27 protein-coding genes are annotated in these 26,192 nt (G+C 33.7%); 20 read left to right on the top strand and 7 right to left on the bottom strand.

Annotated features, from left to right (window positions below):
• The first annotated feature begins 44 nt into the window (after window positions 1–44).
• Together ACMGGO_RS12300 and ACMGGO_RS12295 are read left to right on the top strand one after the other, a co-directional pair.
• Complete coding sequence (locus tag ACMGGO_RS12300; protein WP_225340947.1) at window positions 45–1,184, top strand: hypothetical protein; 1,140 nt, start codon at window positions 45–47, stop codon at window positions 1,182–1,184.
• 11 nt (window positions 1,185–1,195) lie between these two features.
• On the top strand, window positions 1,196–1,906 hold the full coding sequence (locus ACMGGO_RS12295; RefSeq protein WP_139111252.1) for a hypothetical protein: 711 nt from the start codon (window positions 1,196–1,198) through the stop codon (window positions 1,904–1,906).
• Between the two features lie 153 nt (window positions 1,907–2,059).
• Here ACMGGO_RS12295 and ACMGGO_RS12290 read toward each other — a convergent pair whose 3' ends face one another.
• Genes ACMGGO_RS12290 through ACMGGO_RS12280 form a run of 3 tightly spaced genes read right to left on the bottom strand, consistent with a single transcriptional unit; the run spans window position 2,060 to window position 3,169 of the window.
• Window positions 2,060–2,353, bottom strand: coding sequence for a hypothetical protein (locus tag ACMGGO_RS12290; RefSeq protein WP_004224163.1), 294 nt, complete (start codon window positions 2,351–2,353; stop codon window positions 2,060–2,062).
• Entirely contained in the window at window positions 2,283–2,513 is a 231-nt protein-coding gene (locus ACMGGO_RS12285) for a hypothetical protein (protein ID WP_004224158.1), read from the bottom strand. Before ACMGGO_RS12285 ends, ACMGGO_RS12290 begins: the two co-directional genes overlap by 71 nt.
• Window positions 2,514–2,527: 14 nt before the next feature.
• Window positions 2,528–3,169 (bottom strand): hypothetical protein, encoded by a 642-nt coding sequence (locus ACMGGO_RS12280; RefSeq protein WP_004224156.1) that lies wholly within the window; start codon window positions 3,167–3,169, stop codon window positions 2,528–2,530.
• 730 nt (window positions 3,170–3,899) lie between these two features.
• Here ACMGGO_RS12280 and ACMGGO_RS12275 point away from each other — a divergent pair.
• On the top strand, window positions 3,900–4,547 hold the full coding sequence (locus ACMGGO_RS12275) for a hypothetical protein (RefSeq protein ID WP_244264666.1): 648 nt from the start codon (window positions 3,900–3,902) through the stop codon (window positions 4,545–4,547).
• 426 nt (window positions 4,548–4,973) lie between these two features.
• Here the strand turns inward: ACMGGO_RS12275 and ACMGGO_RS12270 are convergent, their stop codons facing one another.
• Window positions 4,974–5,216: a hypothetical protein gene (locus ACMGGO_RS12270; protein ID WP_374805322.1), complete on the bottom strand. Its 243-nt coding sequence runs from the start codon at window positions 5,214–5,216 to the stop codon at window positions 4,974–4,976.
• A 216-nt stretch (window positions 5,217–5,432) separates the two neighbouring features.
• Here ACMGGO_RS12270 and ACMGGO_RS12265 point away from each other — a divergent pair, with 216 nt between their 5' ends.
• Window positions 5,433–6,047 carry a recombinase family protein gene (locus ACMGGO_RS12265; protein WP_319840332.1) on the top strand — a complete coding sequence of 205 codons (615 nt, stop codon included), beginning with the start codon at window positions 5,433–5,435 and terminating at the stop codon, window positions 6,045–6,047.
• 531 nt (window positions 6,048–6,578) lie between these two features.
• On the opposite strand, the gene ACMGGO_RS12260 is transcribed toward ACMGGO_RS12265, so the two are convergent.
• Complete coding sequence (locus ACMGGO_RS12260) at window positions 6,579–6,980, bottom strand: VOC family protein (RefSeq protein ID WP_319840333.1); 402 nt, start codon at window positions 6,978–6,980, stop codon at window positions 6,579–6,581.
• Window positions 6,981–7,647: 667 nt separating this feature from the next.
• Entirely contained in the window at window positions 7,648–10,749 is a 3,102-nt protein-coding gene (locus ACMGGO_RS12255) for an ATP-binding protein (protein WP_420281939.1), read from the bottom strand.
• A 712-nt stretch (window positions 10,750–11,461) separates the two neighbouring features.
• Here ACMGGO_RS12255 and ACMGGO_RS12250 point away from each other — a divergent pair.
• The 16 genes from ACMGGO_RS12250 to ACMGGO_RS12175 all read left to right on the top strand — a co-directional run bounded on the left by ACMGGO_RS12250 (window position 11,462) and on the right by ACMGGO_RS12175 (window position 25,214).
• Window positions 11,462–12,349 carry a hypothetical protein gene (locus ACMGGO_RS12250; protein ID WP_404804012.1) on the top strand — a complete coding sequence of 296 codons (888 nt, stop codon included), beginning with the start codon at window positions 11,462–11,464 and terminating at the stop codon, window positions 12,347–12,349.
• 69 nt (window positions 12,350–12,418) lie between these two features.
• Window positions 12,419–13,207 (top strand): hypothetical protein, encoded by a 789-nt coding sequence (locus ACMGGO_RS12245; protein ID WP_420281938.1) that lies wholly within the window; start codon window positions 12,419–12,421, stop codon window positions 13,205–13,207.
• Window positions 13,208–13,330: 123 nt separating this feature from the next.
• Entirely contained in the window at window positions 13,331–13,492 is a 162-nt protein-coding gene (locus ACMGGO_RS12240; RefSeq protein WP_004224145.1) for a hypothetical protein, read from the top strand.
• A gap of 79 nt (window positions 13,493–13,571) precedes the next feature.
• Window positions 13,572–13,733, top strand: a complete 162-nt coding sequence (locus tag ACMGGO_RS12235) for a hypothetical protein (protein WP_004230910.1) — start codon at window positions 13,572–13,574, stop codon at window positions 13,731–13,733.
• A 97-nt stretch (window positions 13,734–13,830) separates the two neighbouring features.
• The gene (locus tag ACMGGO_RS12230) at window positions 13,831–14,034 is read left to right on the top strand and encodes a hypothetical protein (protein WP_420281937.1); all 204 of its coding nucleotides are present in this window, start codon (window positions 13,831–13,833) and stop codon (window positions 14,032–14,034) included.
• Window positions 14,035–14,037: 3 nt separating this feature from the next.
• A complete protein-coding gene (locus ACMGGO_RS12225) occupies window positions 14,038–14,271 on the top strand; it encodes a pilin (protein WP_004230916.1) in 234 nt (77 codons plus the stop codon).
• A gap of 43 nt (window positions 14,272–14,314) precedes the next feature.
• Window positions 14,315–15,292 carry a hypothetical protein gene (locus ACMGGO_RS12220; protein WP_420281936.1) on the top strand — a complete coding sequence of 326 codons (978 nt, stop codon included), beginning with the start codon at window positions 14,315–14,317 and terminating at the stop codon, window positions 15,290–15,292.
• Window positions 15,279–16,679: a toprim domain-containing protein gene (locus ACMGGO_RS12215; RefSeq protein WP_420281935.1), complete on the top strand. Its 1,401-nt coding sequence runs from the start codon at window positions 15,279–15,281 to the stop codon at window positions 16,677–16,679. Before ACMGGO_RS12220 ends, ACMGGO_RS12215 begins: the two co-directional genes overlap by 14 nt.
• Before the next feature lie 20 nt (window positions 16,680–16,699).
• On the top strand, window positions 16,700–17,125 hold the full coding sequence (locus tag ACMGGO_RS12210; RefSeq protein ID WP_004230920.1) for a hypothetical protein: 426 nt from the start codon (window positions 16,700–16,702) through the stop codon (window positions 17,123–17,125).
• A 59-nt stretch (window positions 17,126–17,184) separates the two neighbouring features.
• Complete coding sequence (locus tag ACMGGO_RS12205; RefSeq protein ID WP_420281934.1) at window positions 17,185–18,384, top strand: hypothetical protein; 1,200 nt, start codon at window positions 17,185–17,187, stop codon at window positions 18,382–18,384.
• 91 nt (window positions 18,385–18,475) lie between these two features.
• Window positions 18,476–19,930, top strand: coding sequence for a hypothetical protein (locus tag ACMGGO_RS12200; RefSeq protein WP_420281933.1), 1,455 nt, complete (start codon window positions 18,476–18,478; stop codon window positions 19,928–19,930).
• A gap of 200 nt (window positions 19,931–20,130) precedes the next feature.
• The gene (locus ACMGGO_RS12195; protein ID WP_420281932.1) at window positions 20,131–22,353 is read left to right on the top strand and encodes a VirD4-like conjugal transfer protein, CD1115 family; all 2,223 of its coding nucleotides are present in this window, start codon (window positions 20,131–20,133) and stop codon (window positions 22,351–22,353) included.
• A 1-nt stretch (window position 22,354) separates the two neighbouring features.
• Complete coding sequence (locus tag ACMGGO_RS12190; protein WP_420281931.1) at window positions 22,355–23,062, top strand: flagellar assembly protein FlaJ; 708 nt, start codon at window positions 22,355–22,357, stop codon at window positions 23,060–23,062.
• 35 nt (window positions 23,063–23,097) lie between these two features.
• On the top strand, window positions 23,098–23,337 hold the full coding sequence (locus ACMGGO_RS12185) for a YdbC family protein (protein WP_420281930.1): 240 nt from the start codon (window positions 23,098–23,100) through the stop codon (window positions 23,335–23,337).
• A gap of 3 nt (window positions 23,338–23,340) precedes the next feature.
• Window positions 23,341–24,477 (top strand): ATPase, T2SS/T4P/T4SS family, encoded by a 1,137-nt coding sequence (locus tag ACMGGO_RS12180; protein ID WP_202341711.1) that lies wholly within the window; start codon window positions 23,341–23,343, stop codon window positions 24,475–24,477.
• Window positions 24,474–25,214 (top strand): hypothetical protein, encoded by a 741-nt coding sequence (locus ACMGGO_RS12175; protein ID WP_328004024.1) that lies wholly within the window; start codon window positions 24,474–24,476, stop codon window positions 25,212–25,214. The genes ACMGGO_RS12180 and ACMGGO_RS12175 overlap by 4 nt, the downstream gene beginning before the upstream one ends.
• Before the next feature lie 234 nt (window positions 25,215–25,448).
• Here the strand turns inward: ACMGGO_RS12175 and ACMGGO_RS12170 are convergent, their stop codons facing one another.
• Window positions 25,449–26,189, bottom strand: coding sequence for a hypothetical protein (locus ACMGGO_RS12170; RefSeq protein ID WP_420281929.1), 741 nt, complete (start codon window positions 26,187–26,189; stop codon window positions 25,449–25,451).
• Between the last annotated feature and the right edge of the window lie 3 nt (window positions 26,190–26,192).

The raw sequence follows: 26,192 nt of genomic DNA, 5'->3' as shown, positions 1-26,192 counted from the left end.
AACTAATTCGTTCCACATTTAAGCTAAAGAGAGTAGGGATGTTTATGTATAAAAAGCTTTCTGCGGATGAAAGAGAGCAACAGCTATCAGCATTAACTATAAAACAACGGAATTTTTTAGAAAACGAAATGAAACGTGGTAGACGGACAGTATTAGAAAACGTTATGAGAGAGGAAAAAATCACAGCACTCAAGTCCATAGATATAACTCTTCAAGAAGATGAGATGAATGTCGTAGATTGGTTGATTTCCGATTACAATGATTTTGGTCCAGGTAATCTAGATGGGCGATGCGCCTGTGGTCGACGACTACGATATATGTTTACCGTTGAACATCAAGTGACTCGGACAAAAATTCAATATGGGAAGGATCATTTGAGTGCATTTTTAAATATTGAAGTGAATGAAATAGATGGCGTTATAAATGAGTTAGATAAGATTGATTATGAACTAGATGAACTTTTATGGAAATTAAATAATAATGTGTACTACCACGAATACTACAATAGAATCCCTGATAAAACAGTAGTTTCTGAAAGCATTAAAAGGCATTTTGAAATGAATATTCCATTTTTAGATCGACAAATCAATAGGTTAAATAAATATTTTCAAAAACAAATGGAAGCATTAGAGGAAGAACAACGTAAAATTCAGCGTGAAGTTGACCTTGAAGAGCGCCAGAAAGAAAGAAGACGAATTGAAGAATTACTTCAGGAAAAGAAAAATATTGAGGCCACTTTAGAGGTTGTAAGAAAGGCTCAACGCGAAATTGAAATCAAAAGACAACAGCAGGAAAACGAACGTATAGAAAAATTGTCACAAGAAAAAAAGATGATAGAAGACAAACTAATTGAATCAGTAAAAGCACAGCTCGGCTATAATGCTGCTTTCGATGAAGTAGCATATTCACTTGTATTGAACGGTCAACATAGCGCGGTAGCAATTAGTCATATTATGGCTAATGATTTTGGCTTTAATAAGCATTTTTCTGTAGGCATTATGCATCGTCCCTTCATTTATTTTGATGTATTACTGGCTTTGAAGAAACAAGTGGATAAAGGATATCTTATTATGGATGAATCATCAAATATAGTGGATTGTATTTTCTATGTGAATCCTTACCGTGAGGAAGATAGAAGTAATGAATCCGAGGAGTTGCAACAACAAACTTTTTCACTTTTTTAATGGTAAATAATTTGGATGAGATAACTCATATTTTTGTTTATTTTAATGATTTTGATGCAATACTTGATGGATTTTACTTAGTTTCAGAAAATGATTTGTCCGATTTAAAAAGTTTGAAATCAGCAAGATTTATAATAAGAGATATAAACGGCAACGAAGCTTGGTTTAATAATTTGAATTGCGGTTATGGCGGTATAGGACCATCTTACTCACAAAAAGTACTTGAGAAACTTGGTATACCATCAGACAAGTCCAAATGTGTAAAAGATAGTAGTTATGACATAGTTAAGTATTTTAAAAATGAAAAAGGGGAGTTTGAAGTTTATCCTATTGAAAGTGCAATTACGAGAAAATCAGAATGTAAAGCAACTTTATATTATCACAAGGGAAAAATAGTTTGTTTGCAAGTTGAAGAGAATTACGTGTCTTATATGGATGATAAAACAAAGTTCTTATATGAATATTCATCGATTGTTCCCAATCCTAGTGATATTATCCTGTTTAATAATAGAGAGTCTGCTATTGAGCATGGATATTTCACAAAAGATTTTTTTGGTAATGATAAGGTTTACCAAGTAATATTAAGAGATCAGCATGGTAGGGAACTTTGGTTATGCCCTCCTGTTCATGATAATAGCGCCTTGAAATATCAAAAAAGTGTAAATGAAATATTAGAGTTTTGTGGTCTAGATGTAAAGTTTGAGGAAAACAAACATAAGTAAATATTAAACCGAAACAAGTTCCAGTAGAAGTAATTGAAATAAATAGCAGCTTATAGTTAATTTACATTAAAAGAATTGATTATAAAAGCACTCAAAACAAAAAAATCACACACATCAGACAAGTCTAGGTTGTGTGATTTTTATTTTCATGCATTAATATGCTGTGTAAGCAATATTTTTATTTTTTTCTCCAAATTCATTTGCGTTTTTATCATTAGTAGCATTTTTGAGTCCAAAATACACATCAAACCAATATAAATCTCTTTTTCTATTTAAATCACCTGTGTCCGTTACTTTAAAAATAGTTTTATTACTATAACCTTCTACATATAAAGCATTTTTTATGAGTATAGTAGAACCAAAAGGAAATATAGTATCATGGTTTGATGTTGATTTTTGATGAACAGCAACAGTCATATACTGTTTTTGGATAACTTGCTCCACCATGCCCTATTTTATTTCCTGTATAACCAGTTACTACACCTGCAATATGTTCAGAGAGCGCTTGTGTTTCGATGTCCGGTGTTTCGATGGCCTGTGTTTTCGGTGAAAATGTAAAAATAAATATAAAACAAGTAAGTATCGAGATAACTGCATTTTTCTTCATGAATACAACCCCTTTTAGTTTTTATATTGTTCTCTTTCAAATTCTTCTTCTAGCTCACCCGTTTCTGCATTGAACAATAAATAAATCATATTTTCCTTGGACTGGTCCCATCCGATAACCATCACAATTGGAATGTTTTTTTGCGAGTCTTTAGTAAAACTAAAATTATATCCCTTAGCAAAAGTGTCTCCGGGATAAATTTTGGTGATTTTTTGAGCCCTTTTTAGTAATTCAGGTGTATCATACTTAAATTCTTCAACACTAGAAATAAAGTGACTTTTAGGCATAGCGTTTAATTCATTAGGAACATGTACTTTATCTAGTACCTTTCCGTTTTGAATAGTTATTAAATAATAGTCTTTTTTATTTGGTATGCCAAATTCAATGCTCCAGTACTTTCTTCTGCCTTCCATTCCTGTTGGCGTTTTATCTTTGTCAACACTATTTCCACTATATAACATTGCTTCTTTGTTCCACTGAAGAGCCTCTTTTTGGGCAATCTCAATTGCTTCTTTTAACGTTAAACCCATTTCCATGTCAGGAGAAAAAGCAACTTCAGATTTTTTGCTCGAATCTAACGTTGTATCGTGGTCTGTACTTTGTTGACAACTTGCTAAAAATACACAAATGAAAAGAAGTAAAAAAAATTTCTTCATTAATTCCTCCCTCCAAAGAAAATTAATTTTAGTTGGTATAAGAGTAATTTATACATATAATTTCAAATACCTTCCATTAATTAAAATTTTTATGAAAAGGTCTCTTCGATTTCTATTTACCTAGAAGAACGCCAGAAAGAAAGAAGATGAATTGAAGAATTACTTAAGGAAAAGAAAGAAATTGTGGCCACTTTAGAGGCTGGAAGGAAGGCTCAACGCGAAACTGAAATCAAAAGACAGCAGCACAAGAAAATAGATGATAGAAGACAAACTAATTGAATCAGTAAAAGTACAGCTCGGCTATAATGCTTCTTTCGATGAAGTAACATAATTACTTGTATTGAACGGTCAACATAGCGCGGTAGCAATTAGTCATATTATGGCTAATGATTTTGGATTTAATAAGTATTGCCCTATTTAAATGGACCAAAGATGAACTAGGTCCTACAAGTGTATTTTTATGGTCAACCGATTAACCAGGTCCTGCAGCTGAATATGTTTGGATTGATTGCCCCAGTGATGAGCAGGTCATCTGGCCAAAGCAAAGAGGCTTAATAACTAGCCGCATTAAAGGTGGCTTTATTCTTAAAATTTTAGTGTTTCATGATTTTACATTAAAAAGTTGAATAAGACGAAAAAGGTCGAATACATTATGATATCTGCTCATATCGTAAAATGAGAGGAGGTGGGATTTATTAAAAAGAAATTCCTTATTGTAGTCTTAAGCATCATGGGGGTACTATTATTAAGCTTCGGATTAGCTTCTTTAAATGGTTCTGCTGAAAATAACATTAGTCCACCACCAAAAAGTGCTGAAATTCAAATGTTGGAAAAGATAGAAGTAAAATTAGTGGGGAAATATAAAATAGGTACCTATAGTATTAATACTCATGTTGATAACAATTCGAAGGATATAGATATTGATGTTCTTGGAAGCCAAGAGTATTATGATTCAGTAAAACATGAAATCAAAGATGTTGTGAGAAATTTGATTAGGTCAACTAAATTTGAAAAATATAATGTTAATGTAAAAAAAGGTGAAATTCGTCAAATGATAACAGAAGAAGAGTTAGAAAGAAATAATTTATTGGTTGAGATCGCAAAAAAAATTAATAATGAATTATCTAATGCTTATCCAAACAAAATTGATGGAGGAGTAGATATGAGAATTCCTCCACCGGAAGATCCCCAAGAACTAATTGTGGAAGTAAGTACATTGTTAGATGGGGAAAAACAAGTAGATATTGGTAAGGAAATAGAAAGGACAATATATACTACATTAGAGAAAAAGTTAGCCTCTAATAAACTTTTAAAAGAAAGTACCGTGAAAATATACATTTATAATAAGAATAAAGAAAAAATAAAAACATCTTTATAAAAAGATGTTTCAGACTGTAGACAAAGTCGATTTTTTCGACTTTGTCTATTATTTTTAAATTAAACGGCTATAAGTACAATTTTTTCAGATTTTCCAAACCCTTTATTTTCTAGGATTCAGAAAAATATTTGAACATAGAAAACTAAAGTTAAATGCCGACTTATGATAACTTTTTGTTACGAATTTAGTTTGTCGACACTCTGAAATATCTTTATAAAAAGATGTTTTTTTTCTTTAATCATAAAAGCTTAATGTAAACTTGTCACCCTTATCAACTAAAATAGAGAATTGTACTCTATCACCTGCATTAAGATTACCAATTTGAACAGTTCCTTTATAGTCATCTATTGAATTAAGTAAAGTAAACTTTTTAACCCCATTAACAAAATAAGTAGTATGGACATAATTTGAACTATAAAAAGTGCTTTACATATCTATTTTAAAATTCCCACCATCAGTCGCAACATATTCATTAGTCAACCATGCTACTCCTGCTCCAAGTGTTGGATTTTGTTGTCCTTTAAAATCCCATTCTCCAGCCCCCAAAGGATTTACCTTTGAATCACTATCAATTTCTGTTGCATAAGTATAAAAAGGAATTGCAAAAGTAGTTGCTAAAGAAATCATAAAAACTAATAACAGAATTTTAAATCTAAATAATTTATTCATAATAAAACTACTCCTTTTCCAATTTTTTAATTGCTATTAATTTAATTCTATAATATTGTAAAATATCCTCTTAATATAAAAAATTATATAGTATGTATATTTAAATCTATTTTCTGTTCATTATAAGTAGACTCTAGCTGAACAAAATAGAATGTAGTAATATCAATGTATTAGATTGTTCATTATAAGTTGTTCAATCAAAGGAGTCGATACATAATGATTTTTGGTTACGCAAGGGTTAGTTCTGTTGATCAAAATTTAGATCGCCAGCTGAAAGAGCTTGAAGCTTTCGGATGTGAGAAAATTTACAGTGAAAAAAAGTCAGGGAAAGATTTTGCTCGTTCTGTTTATCGTGAAATGAGATCAAAAATGCGGTTTGGTGATGTGTTGGTCGTTCATGATTTAAGTCGGTTCGGGCGGAACAAACAAGAAATCCTTAATGAATGGAAGCAAATAACAGAAGATGAAATTGATATTGTTGTTTTAAATATGCCGATCCTTGATACACGAAAATATAAAGAATTAGCAGGTGTTGGCCAGCTGGTGTCCGATCTCGTTTTGACACTTCTTTCGTGGATGGTTGAAGAAGAACGGAATCGAATTAAAACAGCACAGTCAGAAGGTATCGCTATTGCAAAAGAGCGCGGAGCTTTTAAAGGAAAGCCTAAAAAATATCATGCTGAAGCAAAGGGAAAGGATCGCCTTATCTATAATGTAGTGGTCCAATTATTAAAGCAAAATGAATCAGTAATGAATATTCATCGAGAAACAGGTCTTGCTAGGAATACTATTTATTCGATTAAAAGACAATTAGAAATTGATTACATGTAGATTTTTATGCATGGGGAGCAAAAAAGTGTTCTTATTATACAAGAACACTTTTCTATCAACATTTACTTACACTATCACATTTATTGAGTAACAAAAGTTTGCTGATATAAGCACTTCATAATTTGCATCTTTAGTTGTGTATGTTCTTTTATGACCTACACTTAAATCAGAGAAACTTTTCGGTTCGGTATTTAATGCACTTACTGTTACTTTTGCTTATTAAAGAGATCAAAAAAAGAGACGATTCATTTCCCTGATACTGTATTCTACAGGTTTTTTTACCAGATTACTTTTCTTGTTCTGTTAAAGTGGTGATATTCCTTCAACTGGAGGGAGTTTGTTCATGATCAATAGACTTAATCGCTACTTTGTTTGATTCTACAACTTCATCATTTTCTTTATTTTGTAAATTACTTGAGCTTTGATTTGGTTGATAATTTTTTTCATTTGAACATAAGTATTTAATTTTTGTAGTATGCTTACTCCATTTCTAATGACTTAATATGTTCTGTTAATGCCCCCATAAATTAATTATTGACCAGGGTGAAGAATGTTTGTTACTCCTAACTTATTTCCATCGGGGTCCACGAAGCTGAATCCTCCAAAACCATTATTTGGATCAATGTTTAAAGGACTCAAGTTAACTTTTTTTTCTTTAAGCCAGTTATAGAACTCACTTAACTGTTCGGTGTAAAAATCAATAACACTGTGGGTAATGCTAGTGTTTGAATTTCTAAAGGACAATTTATAAATCTCATCAGTTTGTACTAAGTAAATTGTTGGTACACCTTTGCTTTCAAAGCTTAACATTGCACTTTCTTCACTTTTAAAATGAATATTTAAATTAAAGATATTTTCGTACCAGTCAATAGATTTCTGAACATTCGAAACAGGTATTTCTAAGGTAGCAACGTGTTTGATATAGTTACTCATTAATTAGCCTCCAGTTTACAATTTGTTTTAGATTTAATAATTATAAAAGAAAGAAGATTTCGCCTTTAATACTACATTATATTGTTCGAATTATCAAAAAATAGTAACAATATATTAGTAGAGGTGATATAAATTTAGACTTTCTCTATATTAATAATACTAGGATTGATAGTTGGCATAGGATATTGTCAGAGTACATCTGTGGACAATGGGACAATACCTATAGTGATTTAATTAATGATAAGACATGAATCAGTAGTGAATATAATATTGATCGAGAAACGGGTCTTGCAAGGAACACTATTTATTCAATTAAAAAGGAATTGTAATGTAACATCAATTTGAAATAGTTTCAGATATTTATAAAAAAGAAAAGAAAATTTAATAAAGGTGACTTTTATAGAAGATTTGGGAAAAATCCTGTCTTGTTATGTAGGATATTTTTGTTTAACAAACGTGCCAAAGATATGCAGTTAAATAATATTTGGAAACAACTAATGTCAAATGAATTAAAATCGAATTGTATAGATTGTAGATAAATACAAAATGATAAATCGTAGCTTGGAAAATCTGAATCATAATTTCTAAACTGTAAAAAAATATATCACAATAAAATTAAGGTGTATTAATAAAATACACCTTAATTTTAGTCATCTATTAGTTTTTATTATTTGTTTTCTCCATGATATTCAGGATTATTGTCATTATAATCGTAATGTTTAGGAATACGAAATGAGACTTGTGTACCTTTATTTAATTGGCTTTCAATCCGAATACCTTCTCCGAAGAGTTGCTTAAGACGATGATTAGTGTTAGCGATACCGATACCATACTTATGTTTAATTGGTCTTACAAGAATTTCCTCTATGAGGCTAGCAGTCATACCAACACCTTCGTCCTTTATGGAAACGGTATGATAATCATTTTGATTTGTCACTGAAATGACGACTTTTCCACCTTCTGGTTTTTTGAGAATACCATGTATTACAGCATTTTCAACTATTGTTTGAATAGCAAGAGGTGGTACAAATATCCCTTTTAGTAAACCTAAATCCCATGAAATTTTGAGACGATCTCCAAATCTCTCACTTTCTATGTATAAGTAAGATCGAACAAGTTCAAGCTCTTCTTCTATTGGGATTAAGTTCTCTGTGTTGTTTGGATTGAAACTTCTATGTAAGTAGTTTCCGAACTCGTTAAGTAGATCATTCATACGTGAAGGATCAATTTCACCTAAAATAGAAATTGCATTTAATGTATTAAAAAGAAAATGTGGCTTTATTTGAGCTTGTAAATAAGCTGCTTCTAAACGAAGTCGTTCTTGATTTGCATGTTTTTGTGCAATTAATGAGTGGACTCGGGCTTTTAGTTCAACAGCATTTGTGGGTTTTGAAACATAGTCGTTTGCACCAGCAAGAAAACCTGTATAAACATCTATTGGTTGTGTTCTAGCAGTCAACAACAAAATAGGAAGTTCTACAATTGAATAACGCTCTCGAATGGTCTTACACAATTCATAGCCTGACATTTTTGGCATCATCACATCGGATATGACCATATCCCAACCCCAAAATTCAATCATTTTCAATGCTTCTTCTCCACTTTTGACAGTAGTAACATTGTAAAGCTCTCTTAGAACATTACTAATAATTTTTAAGTTTATTGGATCGTCATCAACTATAAGGATTTTGCCTTTAAATTTTGATTTTAATCCATTATCTAATAATTGTTCTTCATCGTTGTCGTTAGCATTGTTAGGTCGGGAATAGACATTAGTGTCTAATACTTCATTTTCTATAGAAACTTTTTTATCCATAGCTAAAGGTAATGTGAAAGAGATGGTTGTTCCCTTACCAAGTGCTGATTGTACAGTAATTGTACCTCCATGAAGTTCAATTAACTGTTTCGTAATATTTAACCCAAGACCAACGCCCTGGTAATTAGTTTTTTTAGAACGCTCATAACGAAGGAAGACTCGTTTTATCTCGTCTTCACTCATTCCAATACCAGTATCACGAATGTATATGGTTGCTTCCATTTCATCCTGAGTTGCACTAATTGTTATGCTTCCTTCTTCAGTGAATTTAACAGCGTTATGAAGCAAATTAAAAAGGATTTGTACAAGTCTGTTCTCATCTGCATAGACAGGTGGGAAGGATATCGAAATGTCTGAGTTGATATTCAATTGATTTGTATTTTTTGTAAAATGAATCATATCTACTACCCCAGATGTGACACTATGTAAATTTAGCGGTCTTTTCTTTAAGTGGATACGTCCTTCATCTAGTTGATTTAAGTCCAATAAATCGTTCAAAGTTGAAGTCATTCGATCCCCAATTTGCAATAGTAATTGAAGATTTTCTTTACTATTTTTTGTTAGCACTGATGATTCACTTTCAAGAATTGAGTGAGCTATGTTTAATATCCCATGCAATGGATTTCGTAATTCATGGGATGTATTAGCAAGAAATAAATCCTTCTGAATGTCAATTCTGACCAATTTTTTGTACTGCTCCCTATTTAATTTAATCACATTAATGTGTCGTTTAATTAACAGAAGAGCTATTACAATAATTGATATAATATAATCAAATGGGTAATAGGGTATGTTAACAACCAGAGTTTTAATCGCCGTCCCCCAAACACTATTTGATGTGAAGCAAATTAAATAAAAAAGTATAAAAACCCCATCAATATTTCCTTTTACTATTGCTGTAATAGTTGGAACAATGAGTAATGCTAAAATAAATGTTCCATAAATGATTAAAAATAATTTCATTGGTGCGAAATGTAACGCGGGTGTAGTCATTATAATAATAGAAAGTGGAACGAATACCACAAACAATATATTTGATGCTATGGATTTTATTTTATAGAGTTCATTGATAAATTTTAAGGTTAAAAGTAATAATCCTATAAGTAGTACTATTAGTAATTTAATATAAAGTGCATTTGCAATTGGAAGGTTTAAGAGTACGTTATCGTCAATTAATATAATAAATCCATTAAGTAATAGCAATAAGCTAAAGTAGAATAATTCCTTCTCATATTGTCCTTTTCCAATGAAGAAAATTGATAAAGCATAAAAGCAGTGTAGGAAAAAAATCGCACTAACAAGTAACTGCAATGATTCTGAAAAATTTATGCCCTTTGATATTGCTGATTGAAGTCCAAAGTAGACTGAACCCTTTAAACCTCCCGAATTTAAACTATCAAAGTTAGATATTTGTATAATTAAGTCAATTTCATTTGAATTTGTGGAAAATATAGCTGTCATCGGTCCTTGTTTTTTTGTTTTCTCCACAGGTTTTTTTTCAGCAAAATTATCACTGTTAATTAGTTTTCCATTTACATAGATACTTGCATAAGACCCAAATTCTTTTAATTGAATACCATATATCGTTTCTCCTTGATCAGGTAGCAAAATTTTAAGTCTGTATGAGCCGTAACCTATTGCTGATCCCACTATTGTTTCCATATTTTCTTTCCAATTCCCAGGAACTTGTATCTTTTGCTGATCGGTTTCATTTACATTAGGGTTATTAATTATGAACTTTGAAGGATAGAATATCCACTCCCCATTTAAAAATATTACTTCATCTTCTTTCATAGGTTCATTACGTAAATCAACAACCCCTTTTTTTGCAGTGTGATGTGTGGGAGAATTAAAATAAAAAAACCATGCTAAACGCAAAGACAATATACTTATTATAAAAATAATAATAATTAACAGTATTTTTTTTGACTTTATAGGTTCTTTTTTAATCAAGTTTTCCACCTTTCTTTTATATGAAAGTTCTTATATTTCTTCTTACCTAATTCTAATTATTTCTTTAAATTGAACTATATTTCATTTATTTTACGCTTTTAGATAGTATTTTTAAAAACTTTAATTTAAGAAGTCATAAATATTAATTAAATTAAAGATGTGCATATTAAATGAACATCAGTGAGGTATGGTGAATAATTTTTCCTCCAAATTAATTAATTTTATGGGGAAAAGGCTAGTTAATATACCAATGTTAGCAAATTTAATGGTTTTTCGGAACCCAGGAGAAAGTTGGTTCAAAGTATTTCATCTCTTAGTCTCAATTGTATAATCTAAGTTCTTCAACTAACTGGGATAATGAATTTCCACAAACGGGCGCAAATCTTGAGTAAGATGATGGAAAGTGATCAATCTTTTTTTAAAATGGAGTTTTTGAAGTTGCTGTTAGATTAGGAATAATGGATATTCATTAATCACGCTTTATTCGAAAGTTTTACTTGGACTTTGGACTTTTTCTGGACTTTTCTTGGACTTTTCTTGGACTTTTTCTGGACTTTTTTTCGGAAAATCTGTGCTAAAGTATTAGTATCAGAAGTATGTCCTGAAGAAAGAAAAACTTTTGACAGGATACATAAAGGGTCTTTCCTATTTATAGGAGAGATCCTTTTCGCTTTTGAAATATTAATATTTTTGATGGGAGGGCAAAGAGAAAATGGAAGAACGTTCGAAGCAACAAATCTATGGGTATGAACTTGAGCCAGTGGACATTTCAGATATGTTGTCTTTTGTAGAAAGTAGGCAGGAAGTACACGGCAATAAACCAAAAGTTACTTTGTGCATGTACGGAGATGATGGGAAATGGCATGTTGACGCAGCTGTAAGCTACAAAGGTCGTGAAGGAAAGGATGAGTTTCAACCTTTCTTATTAAAATCCTATAAACAACTGTGGCGTGCGGAAAAATATGCGAGGGAAATTGCTGAAGAACATGGCTTTTCATATGAAGGACTTAATCCTTCATTAACTAATTCAGATATGTTCTTACAATATCAAAAACGAAAGCATGTAAAGGATACATTCACAAAAGACATGCGAAATGAAATTGAACAACATGGTACTGAATTAATGAAGGTTGTCGAAACACAGGCAATTGATGATGAAAATGACCAATCTTTCTTAACCAAGAAAGAGGTGGAACATTTAATTAGTGAGCAATTTAATCGTATTGAAATAGGTATCGAACAAATGCTCAATTCTGTGGATCCACAATCAAAGAGGAAGACATTCGCTGACTATCGTGATGAAATGAAAAATCTTCTAAAGGAATGTCGCCAGCATTTCAAAGATTCTATTATTGAACGTACATTAACATCCAAACAAAAAATGGATGACAAGGTAATTGGGCTACGGGACGGTGTTCGCGATAGTATTTCCGAAGTAAAAGATTCAGCTAAATCAAAGTTGATGCAGAGCATTCTTTATATGAATGAACGTTTAAAGGACTTTACAACTGTTATTGATCAAAAGTTGTACGAGCATGAACCAGTACAACTTGATAGAAAGCAAAACAAAGCTATGGCTGCACAAGCTCATGAACGATAGGGATTCCCCAATTTTGGGGAGTCCTTTCTATTTTTAAAAACTAAGATACTAAAAAAGGATGGGATTATAGTGAAAATGACAAACAACCTTAAACGTAAAATGATGGCTGTGCCATTCGCTGCTGTGGCATCTATGATGCTAATGACATCAGCATTTGCTGCGGAAACAGAAACAAAACCAGTTAACCAGGTAGAACCAATTGTAGAAGTAGCACCAGTAAAAACAACAACGCAGCAAAAACTACAATCAAACAATGATAGTGAGCGTCGACAAGCATTAGAAGAAACATTTAACGTGAAGCTTTCTGACACAGATATTTGGGCAGATAAAGCAGGTGAGTATACTTATGATATGTATGGAAATAAGCATGAATATACACCACACGAAGCACTTAAAGCATTAAATGTTTATGCAACAAATGCAAATCGCCAAGAGTTAATTCAATACGGCATTCGAGAAAATGACTGGCAACCATATCGTGCATTTGAAGCTGAAAAAACACCAGCGTACTTTGAACTTGTCGATGGTAAATACGAGTACAATAAAATTTTCTGGGGAAATTTAATTGAACATGATCTTACAAATTTTAAAACAAAATTGGCCGATAACTGGAATGACCTTGAAAAGCGCGCTGTAATTGAGGCTGAAATGAAAGCCTACATTAAAAAGCAGGTTGCTATTTTTAATGAAGCTCCTGGAATCGTTCCTTACGTAATTGGACTTAATCACACTGTAACTTTGGCGAAAGAACATGGTGTTGCTGAAGTAGCTAAAGATTACTTTGACAGTAAATATAATCATCCTGATGTTATGGCAAAAGGTATCTTTAAAGATGGTTCTAATCCATTTAAAAAATAATGTGTTTGATAGTTTATTAATGTTCGACAGGCAGCTTGGGGCTGGAACTAAATATTAATGCATTCAAGAGAGGGGGGCGTTGGCCACTCTTTTTTTATTGCCCTTGAAGGGAGGTGGAGAATTTTGAATAACTACAAAGCAGAGATCACTCTAGCTATTATCGTTTTAGTTTTATTTGGTGGGATGGTAGCCTTTGCTACTGGTGTAGTCGATCCTCTAATGGCGAAAATCGGTGCTGGATGGACGAAAATGGTAGACAACGTATTTGGCGGAATTGGCGTTTAAAAATACAGCCTTTTAGAAGAGAGCGTGAGAGACTCTTCTTTTTTTATTGCTCTAATTCAATTGAAGGGAGGTATAAGAATTGAATAACTACAAAGCAGAGATCACATTAGCCATCATCGTTTTAGTTTTATTCGGTGGAATGGTAGCCTTTGCCACTGGCGTAATCGATCCTTTAATGGCGAAAATCGGTGCTGGATGGACGAAAATGGTAGACAACGTATTTAGTGGAATTGGCGTATGATAAAGGCTTAATTCAGCCCTGTAGGGGGCAGGCAGTCATGAGGAGCAGAAGATAACGATCTTCTGCTTTTTTATTTTATCGAAAGGAGAATTACAAATTGACACCATCAGAAAGAAAGCGTCAAAGCAAAGTAAAGCCAGAAGGATTTGCTGATATGGAGGCCCTGGTAAAACAAATATTTGATGCACAAGAACAGTCTTATTTTGATTGGCTTCATCAGCAGCACCAAGCCCAAATAATCAAATTTAATTTAGAAAACAAAGGAATAATAGCTTCTCTAGCTAAAGAAAGGGAGGTATAACATATGGATAATGCCATTACGCTGATTAATGAGATTGCAAATGATGTACAAAAGTTTGCTCCTGCAGTAGCTGGTTTGGTTTTAATTATCATTGGCCTTGTTTGGATGTTTGCAAAAGATCCTCAAAAGAAAGAAAGTGCGCAGTCTTGGATGATGAACGTATTTATCGGATTCGCCATTGTTTATCTAGCTGCATCTTTCGTTGCTTGGATGACAGGAAAAGTATCAGGATTCTGATCTAATATTTTACTGAGGGAAAGCAAGGGAAGGAGAAAACAATGTGTTACGAAAATTATTGATTCGTTTCAAGGATGACGGTGATTACTTTCGAGAAATTGATGAAGAACGGAATTATTTTTTTACCGAAGCAGAAGGAATTATTGATAGGATTCGTGACAGAATTGCAAAAGAAAAAAGGGCAGCCTCTACCAAGTCATTTGAGTTTTGGATTGATGGCCAATGTTTAGTTATCAGCCAAGTTCATTTTGAAAAAAAAGATAGCCTCCAAAAACAGCTTGAACATACAATTCTAACATTTGATAGTTGGGAAGAAGATATACGACATAAGTATGTCAACACCCTGAAGGAGTATGTTGAGGAGGAAAAGCAGCTGTTTATTAATAAAGAGTTTGCGACATTTGCGATTCGCTTTGATCAACTATTCGGTGTTTCTGCTTTTGAACCGTTCCCTATTTATTTAGATGGTTCACAACTAAATCAAGTATATGGGACCATGCAACCACTTGTTAGAACAGGCTTTTATGCAGAACTTGAGCAAATGATGGCAGCTATAAAAACTGCTTTAGAAAAGTTAGTCCTCGATGCACAAAAGACTTTGCAAGGTGAGCAAACAGACTATCTTCAACAGCAGAAACTGTTAGAGGAAAAGGTAAATTTGATATTGCAAGAGGATGCAGCTTTCAAACAATTTACTCAATATACTGGTGCAAGTTTTCAGTCTGTAGGAAAACACCGCATTGAGGCTTTATGTCCCAATTTCAAACTATATCAGGCTGTTCAGCTGATTCTTTTTTCCACTTTTGTAGAACAAAATAGTTTTGCTGAAGCTTACGAAATTCATTTAACACTGGTTACGGCTTTAAAAGAAAAATATGATGCTATTTTATCGCAAGGCTTCTCGCTTGCTAATGATGAAATGATTGAATCTCTTGTTTTAAGTCCAATTCTACAACAATTTAAGTTGGATATTGAAAAGCAATTACAGAGAGATGAGGTGAAGGAGGATGAGCCTCAATAAATTACTTTATCAAGATATAAATGAGATGTTGGCCGAATTAAATGCAAAGGATCGAGGCAGATATTTCATTTGTACGTGTCCAGAGTGCCAGCAACAGGAAGCGTTTATTTATAAAAACAATATGAATTTCATTCAATGCAATCGAGAAAATAGTTGTGGTGAGCGTTTTATTTTATCCTACGAAGAAAAAGAGGCTGAAATCTCTTACTCTACTGATCAAGATAAAAGAAAGGGACTTAGCGTTAAGGAGTCTAAGCAGCTGGCCGACTTTACAAAATTAATGACTCATGTCCTACAAAATATCGAAAGTGACACTTTAGATAAGGGTTATCGAGGACTTTCACGTGCAACTACTTCCTCATTTATTGCCGATTTTTCTAATCCAGAAGGCGTGAAATTTATGTTTGAATATGCGAATGGATTATTACCGAAAAATTATGCAGATAATCATTGGATGTGTCAAAGAAACCTTGTCTTTCCGTTATTTAGTGAGGATGGTCGTATAGATCGCATTTTATTACGTTCTTCCATCAATCCAAATATTGAACCTAAAGAAATACAACTAGTTGTGAATCCCTCAAATGAAGCGAGGGATTTTTTTGTTGATATTCCTGAAGAGGCAAAAACCGTTGTTATTGGTGAAGCTATTCTGGACAGTTTATCATTCCGTGAAATCGATAAAACGCTTGGAATTATGGCTTTAACAGGTTCTCGGAAATATAGAACGCTCTGCAACTATATAAAAGAAAATCCAGAAAAATTTAAGAATAAGCGATTTCTTATTGCTATGGACGATGATGTTGCTGGCTATAAAGCTTCCAAAGAAATCGCTAGTTGTCTGGAAGAAATACATGCTGATTATCAAATTTTTATATACCCTGAAACGTGTAAAGATGGAAATGACTTTTTAGTAAAGGAAAAGGAAAAATTTCAGCGATATGTTCAGTTTTTTGATCAAAAATTTGAGTCAAACAGCAGAAATTATATTGATATTAAAAAGTCCATGCAACATGTAGTAATATGCAATTCGAGAATGGATGCTTTATCATTCCGAAGTGTTGATGCAGAATGTGGCGTATTAGTTTTACAGGGAGAGGACAATGTTGATTTTAAAGAACCTATCCAGAAACTAATGTTAAACAGGGATTTACAGCATAAAACATTTATTCTAGCTATGCCACATACAGCTGAAGGTCAGAACAAAACACATGAGTTGATTGGATTTTTTGAGAAAATGAATTTAGAGTACAAAGTTTTTGAATATCCTGATGATGCCTTATCGCCAATAAAATTTTCTCTGGATGATCATAAGTCTTTTGAGAAATGTGTTAATCAACAACTTTTCAAAAAAGAAAATCAAGTGCGGAAACTTCAATATGAACGATAAGACACAAGGAAGGAGATATTATGACGACTTTTTTGAAATGGTTTGTACCACTACTAGCGTTCGTAGCTTTTATAGGGTTTATTGCCTACGGGGCATCAGTTCAGAATATAACGACACGTACAATGGCCGAAACGGAAGTGGTTTTGGAAACTGCTCATGTAGGAGCCATTCGAACAGGCTTAAATGAGCAGGGACGATCAGAGAAGGACGCTTTGTATATAGACAAAAAGGAATTAGTAGAAAATTTGTTGACTGAAATTGCAGCAACTCAAAAAAATCTTACCTACAAGCTCCAAGTAAATTATGCATTTGTAGATGCAGGAGGTAAAGTAACATCCATTGATAAAGATATTCGCGGTATCCAATACCGTATTCGATATATTGATGAAAAGGGTAAAGTGAAGGGTACTGCTGAACGACACTTAACACTGAATGAATTAGAGTAGGTACTCACCAAATTTGGTGAGTGCCTTTTACTTTAAGGGGAGGGTGGTGAAGCACAGGCATGTCAAATCTAAAAGGTGCAATTTTGGCGATGGCACTATGGGTTGGTGTAGTGTTTCCTTTCTTATTAAGTTTTGGAATCGACTCTTTGCAACAACGTGCTTATCTCAGTACAACAGAAAAAATAGCAGAGCTTCTTAAACAAGAAGGTGGCGTTTCCGAACAAGTACAACAGGTAGCGAATAATTTAAAGGGCAAAGGCTACATAGTGACTTTTTCTAAACCTAGTTTAGTTCAGTTTGGAGAAGAAATTGTTATTAATTATCAATATGAGTATCAAAATGTACGTGGTAAACAAAAGTTAGCTACACAAAATAAAGTGGTAATAGACAAACGTATAGTCGCAGGTGGCGGTAATCCTACTACGCCAAAGGAACCTCAAACATATTCTGTGACAACGCCAGAATCGTTAAATGCCAATGGTGAATTTACGTTTAACATACCAGGATTAAAAAATATACTAAATGTAACTTCAAATACTGGAAATGTTGAAATTGTGCATGTTAACGGTGAAGAAGTAACAGCGAGAGTTTCTAATGGAGCCATCTCAAAGAAAGTTCAAACAGGTGGAGCATTTATTCCAGCTGATACGAAATTTGTTCGAGTTACAGAAAAACGAAGTAGTCCTAGAGTAGCGAAATACTTGAATTATAACCAAGATGGGTATGTAGGTAAGTTACAATACGTTGGATATTCAGGAACAGCACCAAGTAAACAAGTAACAGGTGATAATTTGTGTATACATTTGGTAGCTGGAAGCTCTTCATTTTATGTTTATAAAGATGGAGATTGGACTCGTACTAGCGGAACAACAGCTTGTAGTAACACTGTTTTTAAGTACAAAGAAACAGATTCAAATGGTGTAACTTGGGTAGGTGATTTAATTGATTATGTGGATACCTTCTTCAATGAACCTAAGTATGTTTATAGAACTGGGGAATCATCACTAGAATTATTAAACGGTGTCGAATATCCAAATAAACCTGATCTTAATACCATTGTCCCTAATCCTAAAAATGGAGATACCCTTGAAATTTTAGCTACTAAGGGTATTCGTAAATTTACTGGTATAGCTTATGACAATTCTAAAGGTAATCCAAGCTGGGATTACGAAGGATACGTCACAAGATCAGAATCAGATACACGTACTTACGCCAACTACTATCAATATCAACTACAATTTGAGTATATAAGTAATTGAGGACGATAAAACTTTCTATCTTTAAGTGCTAGAACCGAAAGGTTTAGCAGAGTGGTGAGTCATTTCACAAGAAGGGAGTGAGAGATTTCATATGTCTAACCTAAAAGGTGCTATTCTGGCCACAGCGTTGTTTGCAGCTGTGGTTTTTCCTTTTCTTCTCATGATGTCTATCGATGCTTTCCATCAACATGCCTTTTTAAAGATGACAGAAGAGGTTACAGAGCTTGTCAAAGAAGAAGGCGGTGTATCTGAACATGTTTCACAAGTAGCTGAAAGATTAAAGAAAAAGGATTTAACAGTGACTTTCTCTAAGTCAGGGCTTGTTAAGTTTGGAGAAGAAATTGTTATTGGGTATAAATACAACTATCAAAATGTACGTGGTAAGAAAACGCTAGATGGTCAAGATAAAATCGTGATTATGAAGCGTTCCACAGGTAAAAATGGTGGTAATTCTAATGAACCTAATCTGCCAACTGAAATTGCAAAGTCATACTCTACAAAAACACCTGAGTCATTGCAGCCAGATAAAGAGTATACATTTACGGTACCAGGGTTAAAAAATCTGCTGGGTGTATCTGCAGATATGGGAAAAGTAGAAGTTGTACGTGTTGATGGGGAGAAAGTGACCGTTAAAGTATCAGGTGGAAAAGTTGTAAAGACGATACAAACAGGTGGAACAAATACGCTGGCAGATGAAAAATATGTGACAGGCGAGGACTCAGCTGCGTATAACCAAAATGGTTATACAGGCACCCTAGAACGCTATCTTTATAGTGGGAAACTTATGCCAGCTGATAGTAAGGTGATCACAACAACCAAAACATCGTTATTTACTAGCATTTTCCCAGGTTCTATTGATTATGGAACAGATGGCTATCATGGCACTTTGTTGAAGAATGGAGATCCAGTTAAAACGATCTTTAGTGGTGAATACACACCTTCAGATACAAAATGGATAGAGGGTGCTACAGTTGAAGATTACAATAAAAACGGTTATACAGGCAAACTTGAAAGATATGTTGTAAGTGGCGTATACATCCCTAGCGAGAGTAGATATGTAGAGGGCCAGGATCAAGCCTATTACAACCAAAATGGCTATACAGGTATGTTAGAACAATATGTTGCTGGTTGGAAAGAGGTATTAGTAGATCGTTATGCTGATTATGTTGTACCCACAGGATTGAGCTGTCCTGCGGTATATCCAGGTGGCAGTTATCCTTTGTATGACTACACAGAGGATGTAATGGGGGCAAAAACATGTTATTACAAGTATACTGTTTCTGAAAATATCATTATTAACAAATATCGTGGCACAGTAACAAAACCAGGTATAGACACACGTGTATATGCTTATAAGGGAACAGTAACAAAGCCAGCTACAGATACACGTATTTATGAGTACGTCCAAAATTACACTGGTACAGTTACAAGACCTGAAATGGATACACGTATTTATAAGTACCAAGGAACCGTGGTAAGACCAGCCTCTGATACGCGTACTTATGAGGATTATTACCAGTATGAATTGAATTTCCAATACAAATAAGGTGAGATATATGAAAAAATTTCTCAAAAAGTCAATTTGGTTTTTGTTTTTTGTATTTGTAGCTGCTATAGCTTATATAAATACGGACTATGGGAATATTGCCCCTCAAAGAGAGCAACAAGAAATCAAACACGTTCAGATGTAACTACTACATCCAGAGCGTGTTTTTTGTTGGAATCTGAAAGAAAGGAGTAAGGTCTATGAATGAAACAAAATATTTACAACGTTTAGCACAACCTAAAGGGCTTCTTGTTTTCTCTATAGTTTTTTGGTCACTCATGTTTTTTGTTTCGAATTTTGTGCTTGCATTCCTTCAATCTATACTGGCATCGTTCCATCAATTCCAGGCAGATCCCAAGAGTGTATCTTTTTCGATTGATTGGCGAAGCTTTTTAGATTTTCAGTCAACTTGGATTCCATTTTATATAGGGTTTGCAATTCTAAGCACGATAGGATTTGTGAAATTTATCTATAAAATTCGCTTGAATTTTGTGGATTTGAATAAAGGGCAGCACGGCACTAGTGAATTTGAACAGGTGCGTGAATTGAAAAAGCAATACAAAATTATCCCTGCTGCAGAAAAAGAATATGAAGGTGATGGTGGCGTCATTATTTCAGCTTTACAGGAAAAAGGGCGTCCGTACCGTCTATTAATCGATGAAGGACCTATTCATACGATGGTTATTGGGATTACGAGATCGGGTAAAGGGGAAACTTTTGTATTTCCTCAGATAGATGTACTGAGTCGAGCCAAAAATAAGCCCTCCTTAGTTGTCAACGATCCAAAAGGGGAACTTGCAGCTGCTAGTTATGACACGCTAATTGCTCGTGGTTACGAAGTGCATGTATTTAATTTAATACAACAATACATGGGAATGGGATTTAATCCATTACAAGTAGTTATCGATGCGTGGAAATCAGGAAATACGAGTTTAGCGCAACAGTATGCGAATAGCGTAGGATTTATGCTATACAATGATCCATCAGCAAAAGATAAGTTTTGGTCCAACTCAGCTCAATCTTTGGTGACGGCAATCATTTTAGCCTTGACTGAAGATGCGCTCCTGACTGGTAAAGAAGATACGATTAACTTATATTCTGTGGCTAATTTCCTTTCTACACTTGGAAGTGATAATAACGAGGAGACAGGTGAAAACGCATTAGATTTATTCTTCCGAGCCAGAGATGAGGTCAATCCAGCTCGCATGATGTATGCAACAAGTAACTTTGCTGCTGGTAATACACGTGCAGGAATTTTCTCATCAGCGATGGATAAATTGCAAATTTTCACATTAGAACCCAATGCAAAACTTACAAGTTACAACAGTTTAGATTTAACAGAAGTTGGATTTGGCGACAAGCCAATTGCGATTTTTATGGTAACGCCTGACTATGATAAATCGAACCACGTTTTGGCCAGTATTTTTGTGAGTCAATTATACCGAGTAAATGCTGAGAAGGCTACGATGAGTCCTAGCGGAAAAATGAAACGCCAGGTACATGCTTTACTTGATGAGTTTGGGAATATGCCAGTAGTGGATGGTATGGACGGTATGGTTACTGTAGGGGCTGGCCGAGGGTTTAGGTTCCATTTAATTATACAAGCTTATTCTCAAATGAAATCCCTGTATGGTGATGACGCAGATACAATCATTGGTAACTGCTCTAACCAAATATATATTTTAACGAAAGATAAAGCGACAGCAGAACAGTTCTCCGCGCTCATTGGTACAAAAACAATTACAGATGTGAGTCGTAGTGGGAAATTACTGTCTACAGATAAGTCGCATAGTGAATCCGTGAAAGAACGTGCATTACTGATGCCAGATGAATTAATGCAATTAAAAGAAGGGGAATCTGTAGTCGTTCGTGCAAATAAGCGTCAAGATAATGAGCGTAGAAAAATTGTACCTAAGCCTATTTTTAATACGGGCGTTACAGCTGCTAAGTTCCGTTGGGAGTATCTAGCAGAGGATTTTGATAATAGTAAGTCCATATTATCACTACCGATTATGTCTACTAAGTATCACAATTTAAAGATGTCTGAAATGGTCTTCACTTCAAAAAGTGAAAGAGACCTTTTTGTATGTATGTCTTCAGCAATGAGTACAGCAGAATTTTCTAATTTGACAAGTACCTTGTATCAGCTATTACAATCAACGGATGATTATTTAGATGAAATCCCTACCTGGTCATTTTTACAGCTCTTTAGTTATCTTACTTATGGATCAACGATTGAATCAATAGCTATTGAACGTAGAATTTTCAAGGATTTAAAAAAATACTTACCAGATAAAGTTTTGAGGGAATGGACAGATATTCTGCGAGAACAACGCGAAAAAACGATGCAAAAAAACATGTCTTCAGCTCAAGATGAAAAGATAACAACTATTCAAAAATTGATTATGGAAGGGAGTCAATAAGATGTTTAACGAGTTGTTAAAGGAACGGTTGCTTGACGCTCATTTGGAGTTTTTCGGAAAAGATAAAAAGAAATTTCTAATCCATCGTATTTTATACGCTGTGGTTGTAACCATGCTGTATACAATGATCATTATGGTGATTAAAAAACCTATATTGTTAATTGGTTTGCCAGCTGGCTTTTATCTAGGATGGAAATTTGCTTATATAAAATTGCTGGCAACCAAGAAAAATATAGACGTAAAAAATTCCTTTTTGTTTCCGCAATTTTTGCAGAGCTTCATAGCATTACTGCCAAGTTCAGGAAATGTCTATCAAACATTGAAAGTAGCGTTGAAATATACGCCTGATCCATTGGATAAAGAATTGATCAAACTTATTCGGAAAATCGAGAATGGAAATGATCGAAATGCCTATTTAGAATTTGCGGATTATATAGGTTCTAGTGAGGCTTACATGGTTATGAATATGATTTACCAATTTAGTGAACAAGGCGTAGAAAAGGACTCTATACAGGAATTAGAGCGATATATCCAAAACCTTCAGGAAAATAAGGTCGATGAATTGATACAACATAAGATGAATGCAAGCGATAAATTTGGTTTATTTCCAATTTTAATATCGCTTTTTTTAGTGGGTGGATTTGCTGGTGTCATTTTCTTGCACTACATGACGAATGTGACAGACGCATTAAATACCATGCCTAAATAGATTTTAAACATTATGACAAAGGAGGATGGTGGTGAATGTCTAAGGAAACGTTTGAAATTATTGAAAATGTTGCCCTTTTGAGAACTGCTGATACGGGATGGACAAGGGAATTGTCAAAAGTAAGTTGGTATCATAAACCAACTACGATTGATATACGTTGGTGGTCTCCTCGAAAAGAAAAAGCAGGAAAAGGCGTATCACTTACGATGGAAGAAGCCCAACTATTGTTGGAAGGATTACAAAAATGTTTGTCTATTGAACAAATGGAGGTATAAAAAATGAACGTAATGAGCGATCAGGAACGTCTAGAAAAAAGAATTAATGAAATATTGGAGCAAAGTTTTTTAGGGCCTTATTTGAAACAATTAACTATCACAGATATTAGATTTAATGGTACACAATTGAGGATACAAGATAATGAGAAAGGCCGTTATTTTCCGCCAGACCAGCCAAGTAAAGAAGAAGTCCAAAAGCTAGTGAAACAAATATCTGATATTCAAAAAGGAAACTTTTCGCACGCTGAGCCACAATTGGATACAGAAATCGGTATTCTACGAATCAGTGGTACACATCAACGTATTAGTATTGACGGTGTTAATCTTGCCATTCGTGTTTCTCGTCCTCATTTAGCGATTAGTTCAATAGCTGCTTTAGTCACGGGTGATTATGAACCTCTAGAGCAATTGTTTAAAGTATTAATGCTAGCAGAAAGTAATCTTATTATTTGTGGACGAACAGGTTCAGGAAAAACAGAATTTCAAAAATTGTTAGTTGGATATACAGCTGAAGATGCAAACATTGTATTAATTGAAGATACAAGGGATAGTCATATAAAAACATTATATCCTGAAAAGGATATTACAAGTTGGAAAACGATACCAGGTGTGTTTGAAATGAGCGATGGTGTGAAAGCAGCACTTCGAAATAATCCAGATTGGACCATTATCGCTGAAACCCGAGGTGCGGTATCTGCGGATGTACTTGATAGTGCGAAAACCGATCATGCTATTATCACTACTTTACACGCTAAAGGTGCAATGAATATTCCATCTCGTTTGATTCCGATGATTCGACAATCCCCTGCTTATGCGATTATTGATGATCAGTTAATTGGGAATGAAATCGTAGAATTTTTGCGTTGGGGTTGCTATTTACAAGGGACAAGGACCAAAGAAGGGAAAACTGTTCGAAGAATCAAAGAATTGGCCGAGTATACGGAGTTTACTTCTAAAGGAACAGTAGGGAATTATGTGTATAGAGAAGTGAAAGTAAGGGACCAAGAGACAGGTAAATATCGTATTGAACAACGCTATCAACCTTTATCAGAAAAGACATTGGCAGAACTAGAAGATAAAGAATTAATTCATTTAGTTCCAGACGAATTTTTGCCAAAAGGAGGCAGTAAACAGTCATGAAACAATTATTAAAAGAAGCTCGTGTGTTGTTCTATGGCTGGGAAATCGCGTTTTATTTACTAATATGGTTCTTGGCCAACTATCAGTTTTTCTATCTCATTTCAAAAGAGCGCACCATTAGTATTATTGTTGGCTGCATAGGTGCTCTCTTTTTCTTTTTTGTCTTTACGGTACAAAATCGTCAATTAAAAAAGTATCAAATGCATTTAAGTGAGTTATTGAAGTATGTCACAAACATGATTTTCTTTCTACAAACGGGTGAAAATGTTCTTCATGCATTCAAGGAAACGAAAGAAACTGTCCATCCAGACATACAAAAAGCAATTGAAATCAGTATTCAACAGTTAGAAAAAGAGGCTCAATTAAATACAAAACAGTTTGAAAAGTATGATTTTCCAACCTTAGATCAGTTTCATCAAAATTTAAAGATTCAATATGAGCATGGCGGTAATCCAGGTGACTTATTTAGCCAAATACATAAAAACATGATATTTGAGCTAAAGAAACGTGATGAATTATACCGTAAACGTAGAGGTTTCGCGATGGCTGTGTACATGTTGCTAGGCATGGTAATGGGGATCTCATTAATGCTGCGTTTTATCGTTGGGGAACTATGGGACACGTTTTTAAACCTTGGTTATGCTGGTCTAGGCGTGTTACTAATAACACAAGTATTTGCTTTTTTAAACCTATACTTTTTACAGAAAAGAAGTATGGATATATCGATTCGCTACTAAATATAGAAAACAAAGGGATTCGCCAATTTTGGGGAATCCTTTTGAGATATTGAGGTGACAAAATGAGTGTTTTGGAAAAAACTTCTTTAGTAATTTTTAATTTGATAATAAACGTTGGCCATTCAGCATTATTGTATTTAAGTTTGAGTTATTATCTGAATGGAGCAATGATTACAGCTATTACTAGTTTTTTGTTTTTGTTATGTTTGGTTATTTTCCAATGTCATCAGATTGTTAAATTTGTAGAGCAATGTAAATACAGAAAGGAAGGATGACAGGTATAACAGTTTTTAAAAATTGTTTCGCTTTTTCATCAATTAAATTAGTTTTATTTTTTGGTATAAAAATTGAATCAATAATGAAATAGCATAGATAGAGTTGGAAGAAAAATAACAGTATAAGGATTAATGGTAAATACCCCTGAATTAAACTAGGTACTGAAAAGGTTTCCATCAAGTTTAATTTGAAAAAGGTGTTTGTACTCATTATATGATGAGCCATAAAAGCACTTGCACCCAACAAGACAGTGTAAATTATCTTTCTTTTCTTTTTTTGAATCATTTCTATAATTAACATACTAATTAGTAGTCCAACAATAAGGTAAAGTAAATAATGTTGAACTTGTTGAAAAGATGTTTCTAAAATATTTAGTATTTTTTCAATAGTTGGTGATCCTGTTTTATTATCTATAAGTAATTGAGGTGTTGTTTTGAGTTTTAGATAAACATTAACTGCTAAAGCTGAATAAGTGATGATTAGTATAAACTTGCGTAACCATTTAGCAATTGTTTTTCTATTTTCTGCTGATGAATTAGCAATTTCTGGTATAAAAATTCTAGAATGAGTATTCGATGCGGCAGGAAATGATGGGTTTGATTCAGTTTTTGGTTTATAACGGTCAAGAAGTTGGAATACAAGACTGATAACAGAAATAATAATTGGAATGATCGTTTCGATAAAGAAGTTAATATTCATAAT

The sequence above is a fragment of the Lysinibacillus sp. BNK-21 genome, from assembly GCF_048684915.1.
Classification (GTDB): domain Bacteria; phylum Bacillota; class Bacilli; order Bacillales_A; family Planococcaceae; genus Lysinibacillus; species Lysinibacillus capsici.
Note: the sequence above shows the minus strand (reverse complement) of the source record. Positions and strands in the feature narration are given on the sequence as shown.

Bases quoted from the DNA above. Each gene is read 5' to 3' on its own strand.
- ACMGGO_RS12300 (WP_225340947.1), top strand. From the start codon at position 45: ATGTATAAAAAGCTTTCTGCGGATGAAAGAGAGCAACAGCTATCAGCA.
- ACMGGO_RS12290 (WP_004224163.1), bottom strand. From the start codon at position 2,353: ATGGTGGAGCAAGTTATCCAAAAACAGTATATGACTGTTGCTGTTCAT.
- ACMGGO_RS12285 (WP_004224158.1), bottom strand. From the start codon at position 2,513: ATGAAGAAAAATGCAGTTATCTCGATACTTACTTGTTTTATATTTATT.
- ACMGGO_RS12280 (WP_004224156.1), bottom strand. From the start codon at position 3,169: ATGAAGAAATTTTTTTTACTTCTTTTCATTTGTGTATTTTTAGCAAGT.
- ACMGGO_RS12275 (WP_244264666.1), top strand. From the start codon at position 3,900: ATGGGGGTACTATTATTAAGCTTCGGATTAGCTTCTTTAAATGGTTCT.
- ACMGGO_RS12270 (WP_374805322.1), bottom strand. From the start codon at position 5,216: ATGAATAAATTATTTAGATTTAAAATTCTGTTATTAGTTTTTATGATT.
- ACMGGO_RS12265 (WP_319840332.1), top strand. From the start codon at position 5,433: ATGATTTTTGGTTACGCAAGGGTTAGTTCTGTTGATCAAAATTTAGAT.
- ACMGGO_RS12260 (WP_319840333.1), bottom strand. From the start codon at position 6,980: ATGAGTAACTATATCAAACACGTTGCTACCTTAGAAATACCTGTTTCG.
- ACMGGO_RS12250 (WP_404804012.1), top strand. From the start codon at position 11,462: ATGGAAGAACGTTCGAAGCAACAAATCTATGGGTATGAACTTGAGCCA.
- ACMGGO_RS12225 (WP_004230916.1), top strand. From the start codon at position 14,038: ATGGATAATGCCATTACGCTGATTAATGAGATTGCAAATGATGTACAA.
- ACMGGO_RS12215 (WP_420281935.1), top strand. From the start codon at position 15,279: ATGAGCCTCAATAAATTACTTTATCAAGATATAAATGAGATGTTGGCC.
- ACMGGO_RS12210 (WP_004230920.1), top strand. From the start codon at position 16,700: ATGACGACTTTTTTGAAATGGTTTGTACCACTACTAGCGTTCGTAGCT.
- ACMGGO_RS12205 (WP_420281934.1), top strand. From the start codon at position 17,185: ATGTCAAATCTAAAAGGTGCAATTTTGGCGATGGCACTATGGGTTGGT.
- ACMGGO_RS12200 (WP_420281933.1), top strand. From the start codon at position 18,476: ATGTCTAACCTAAAAGGTGCTATTCTGGCCACAGCGTTGTTTGCAGCT.
- ACMGGO_RS12195 (WP_420281932.1), top strand. From the start codon at position 20,131: ATGAATGAAACAAAATATTTACAACGTTTAGCACAACCTAAAGGGCTT.
- ACMGGO_RS12190 (WP_420281931.1), top strand. From the start codon at position 22,355: ATGTTTAACGAGTTGTTAAAGGAACGGTTGCTTGACGCTCATTTGGAG.
- ACMGGO_RS12185 (WP_420281930.1), top strand. From the start codon at position 23,098: ATGTCTAAGGAAACGTTTGAAATTATTGAAAATGTTGCCCTTTTGAGA.
- ACMGGO_RS12180 (WP_202341711.1), top strand. From the start codon at position 23,341: ATGAACGTAATGAGCGATCAGGAACGTCTAGAAAAAAGAATTAATGAA.
- ACMGGO_RS12175 (WP_328004024.1), top strand. From the start codon at position 24,474: ATGAAACAATTATTAAAAGAAGCTCGTGTGTTGTTCTATGGCTGGGAA.
- ACMGGO_RS12170 (WP_420281929.1), bottom strand. From the start codon at position 26,189: ATGAATATTAACTTCTTTATCGAAACGATCATTCCAATTATTATTTCT.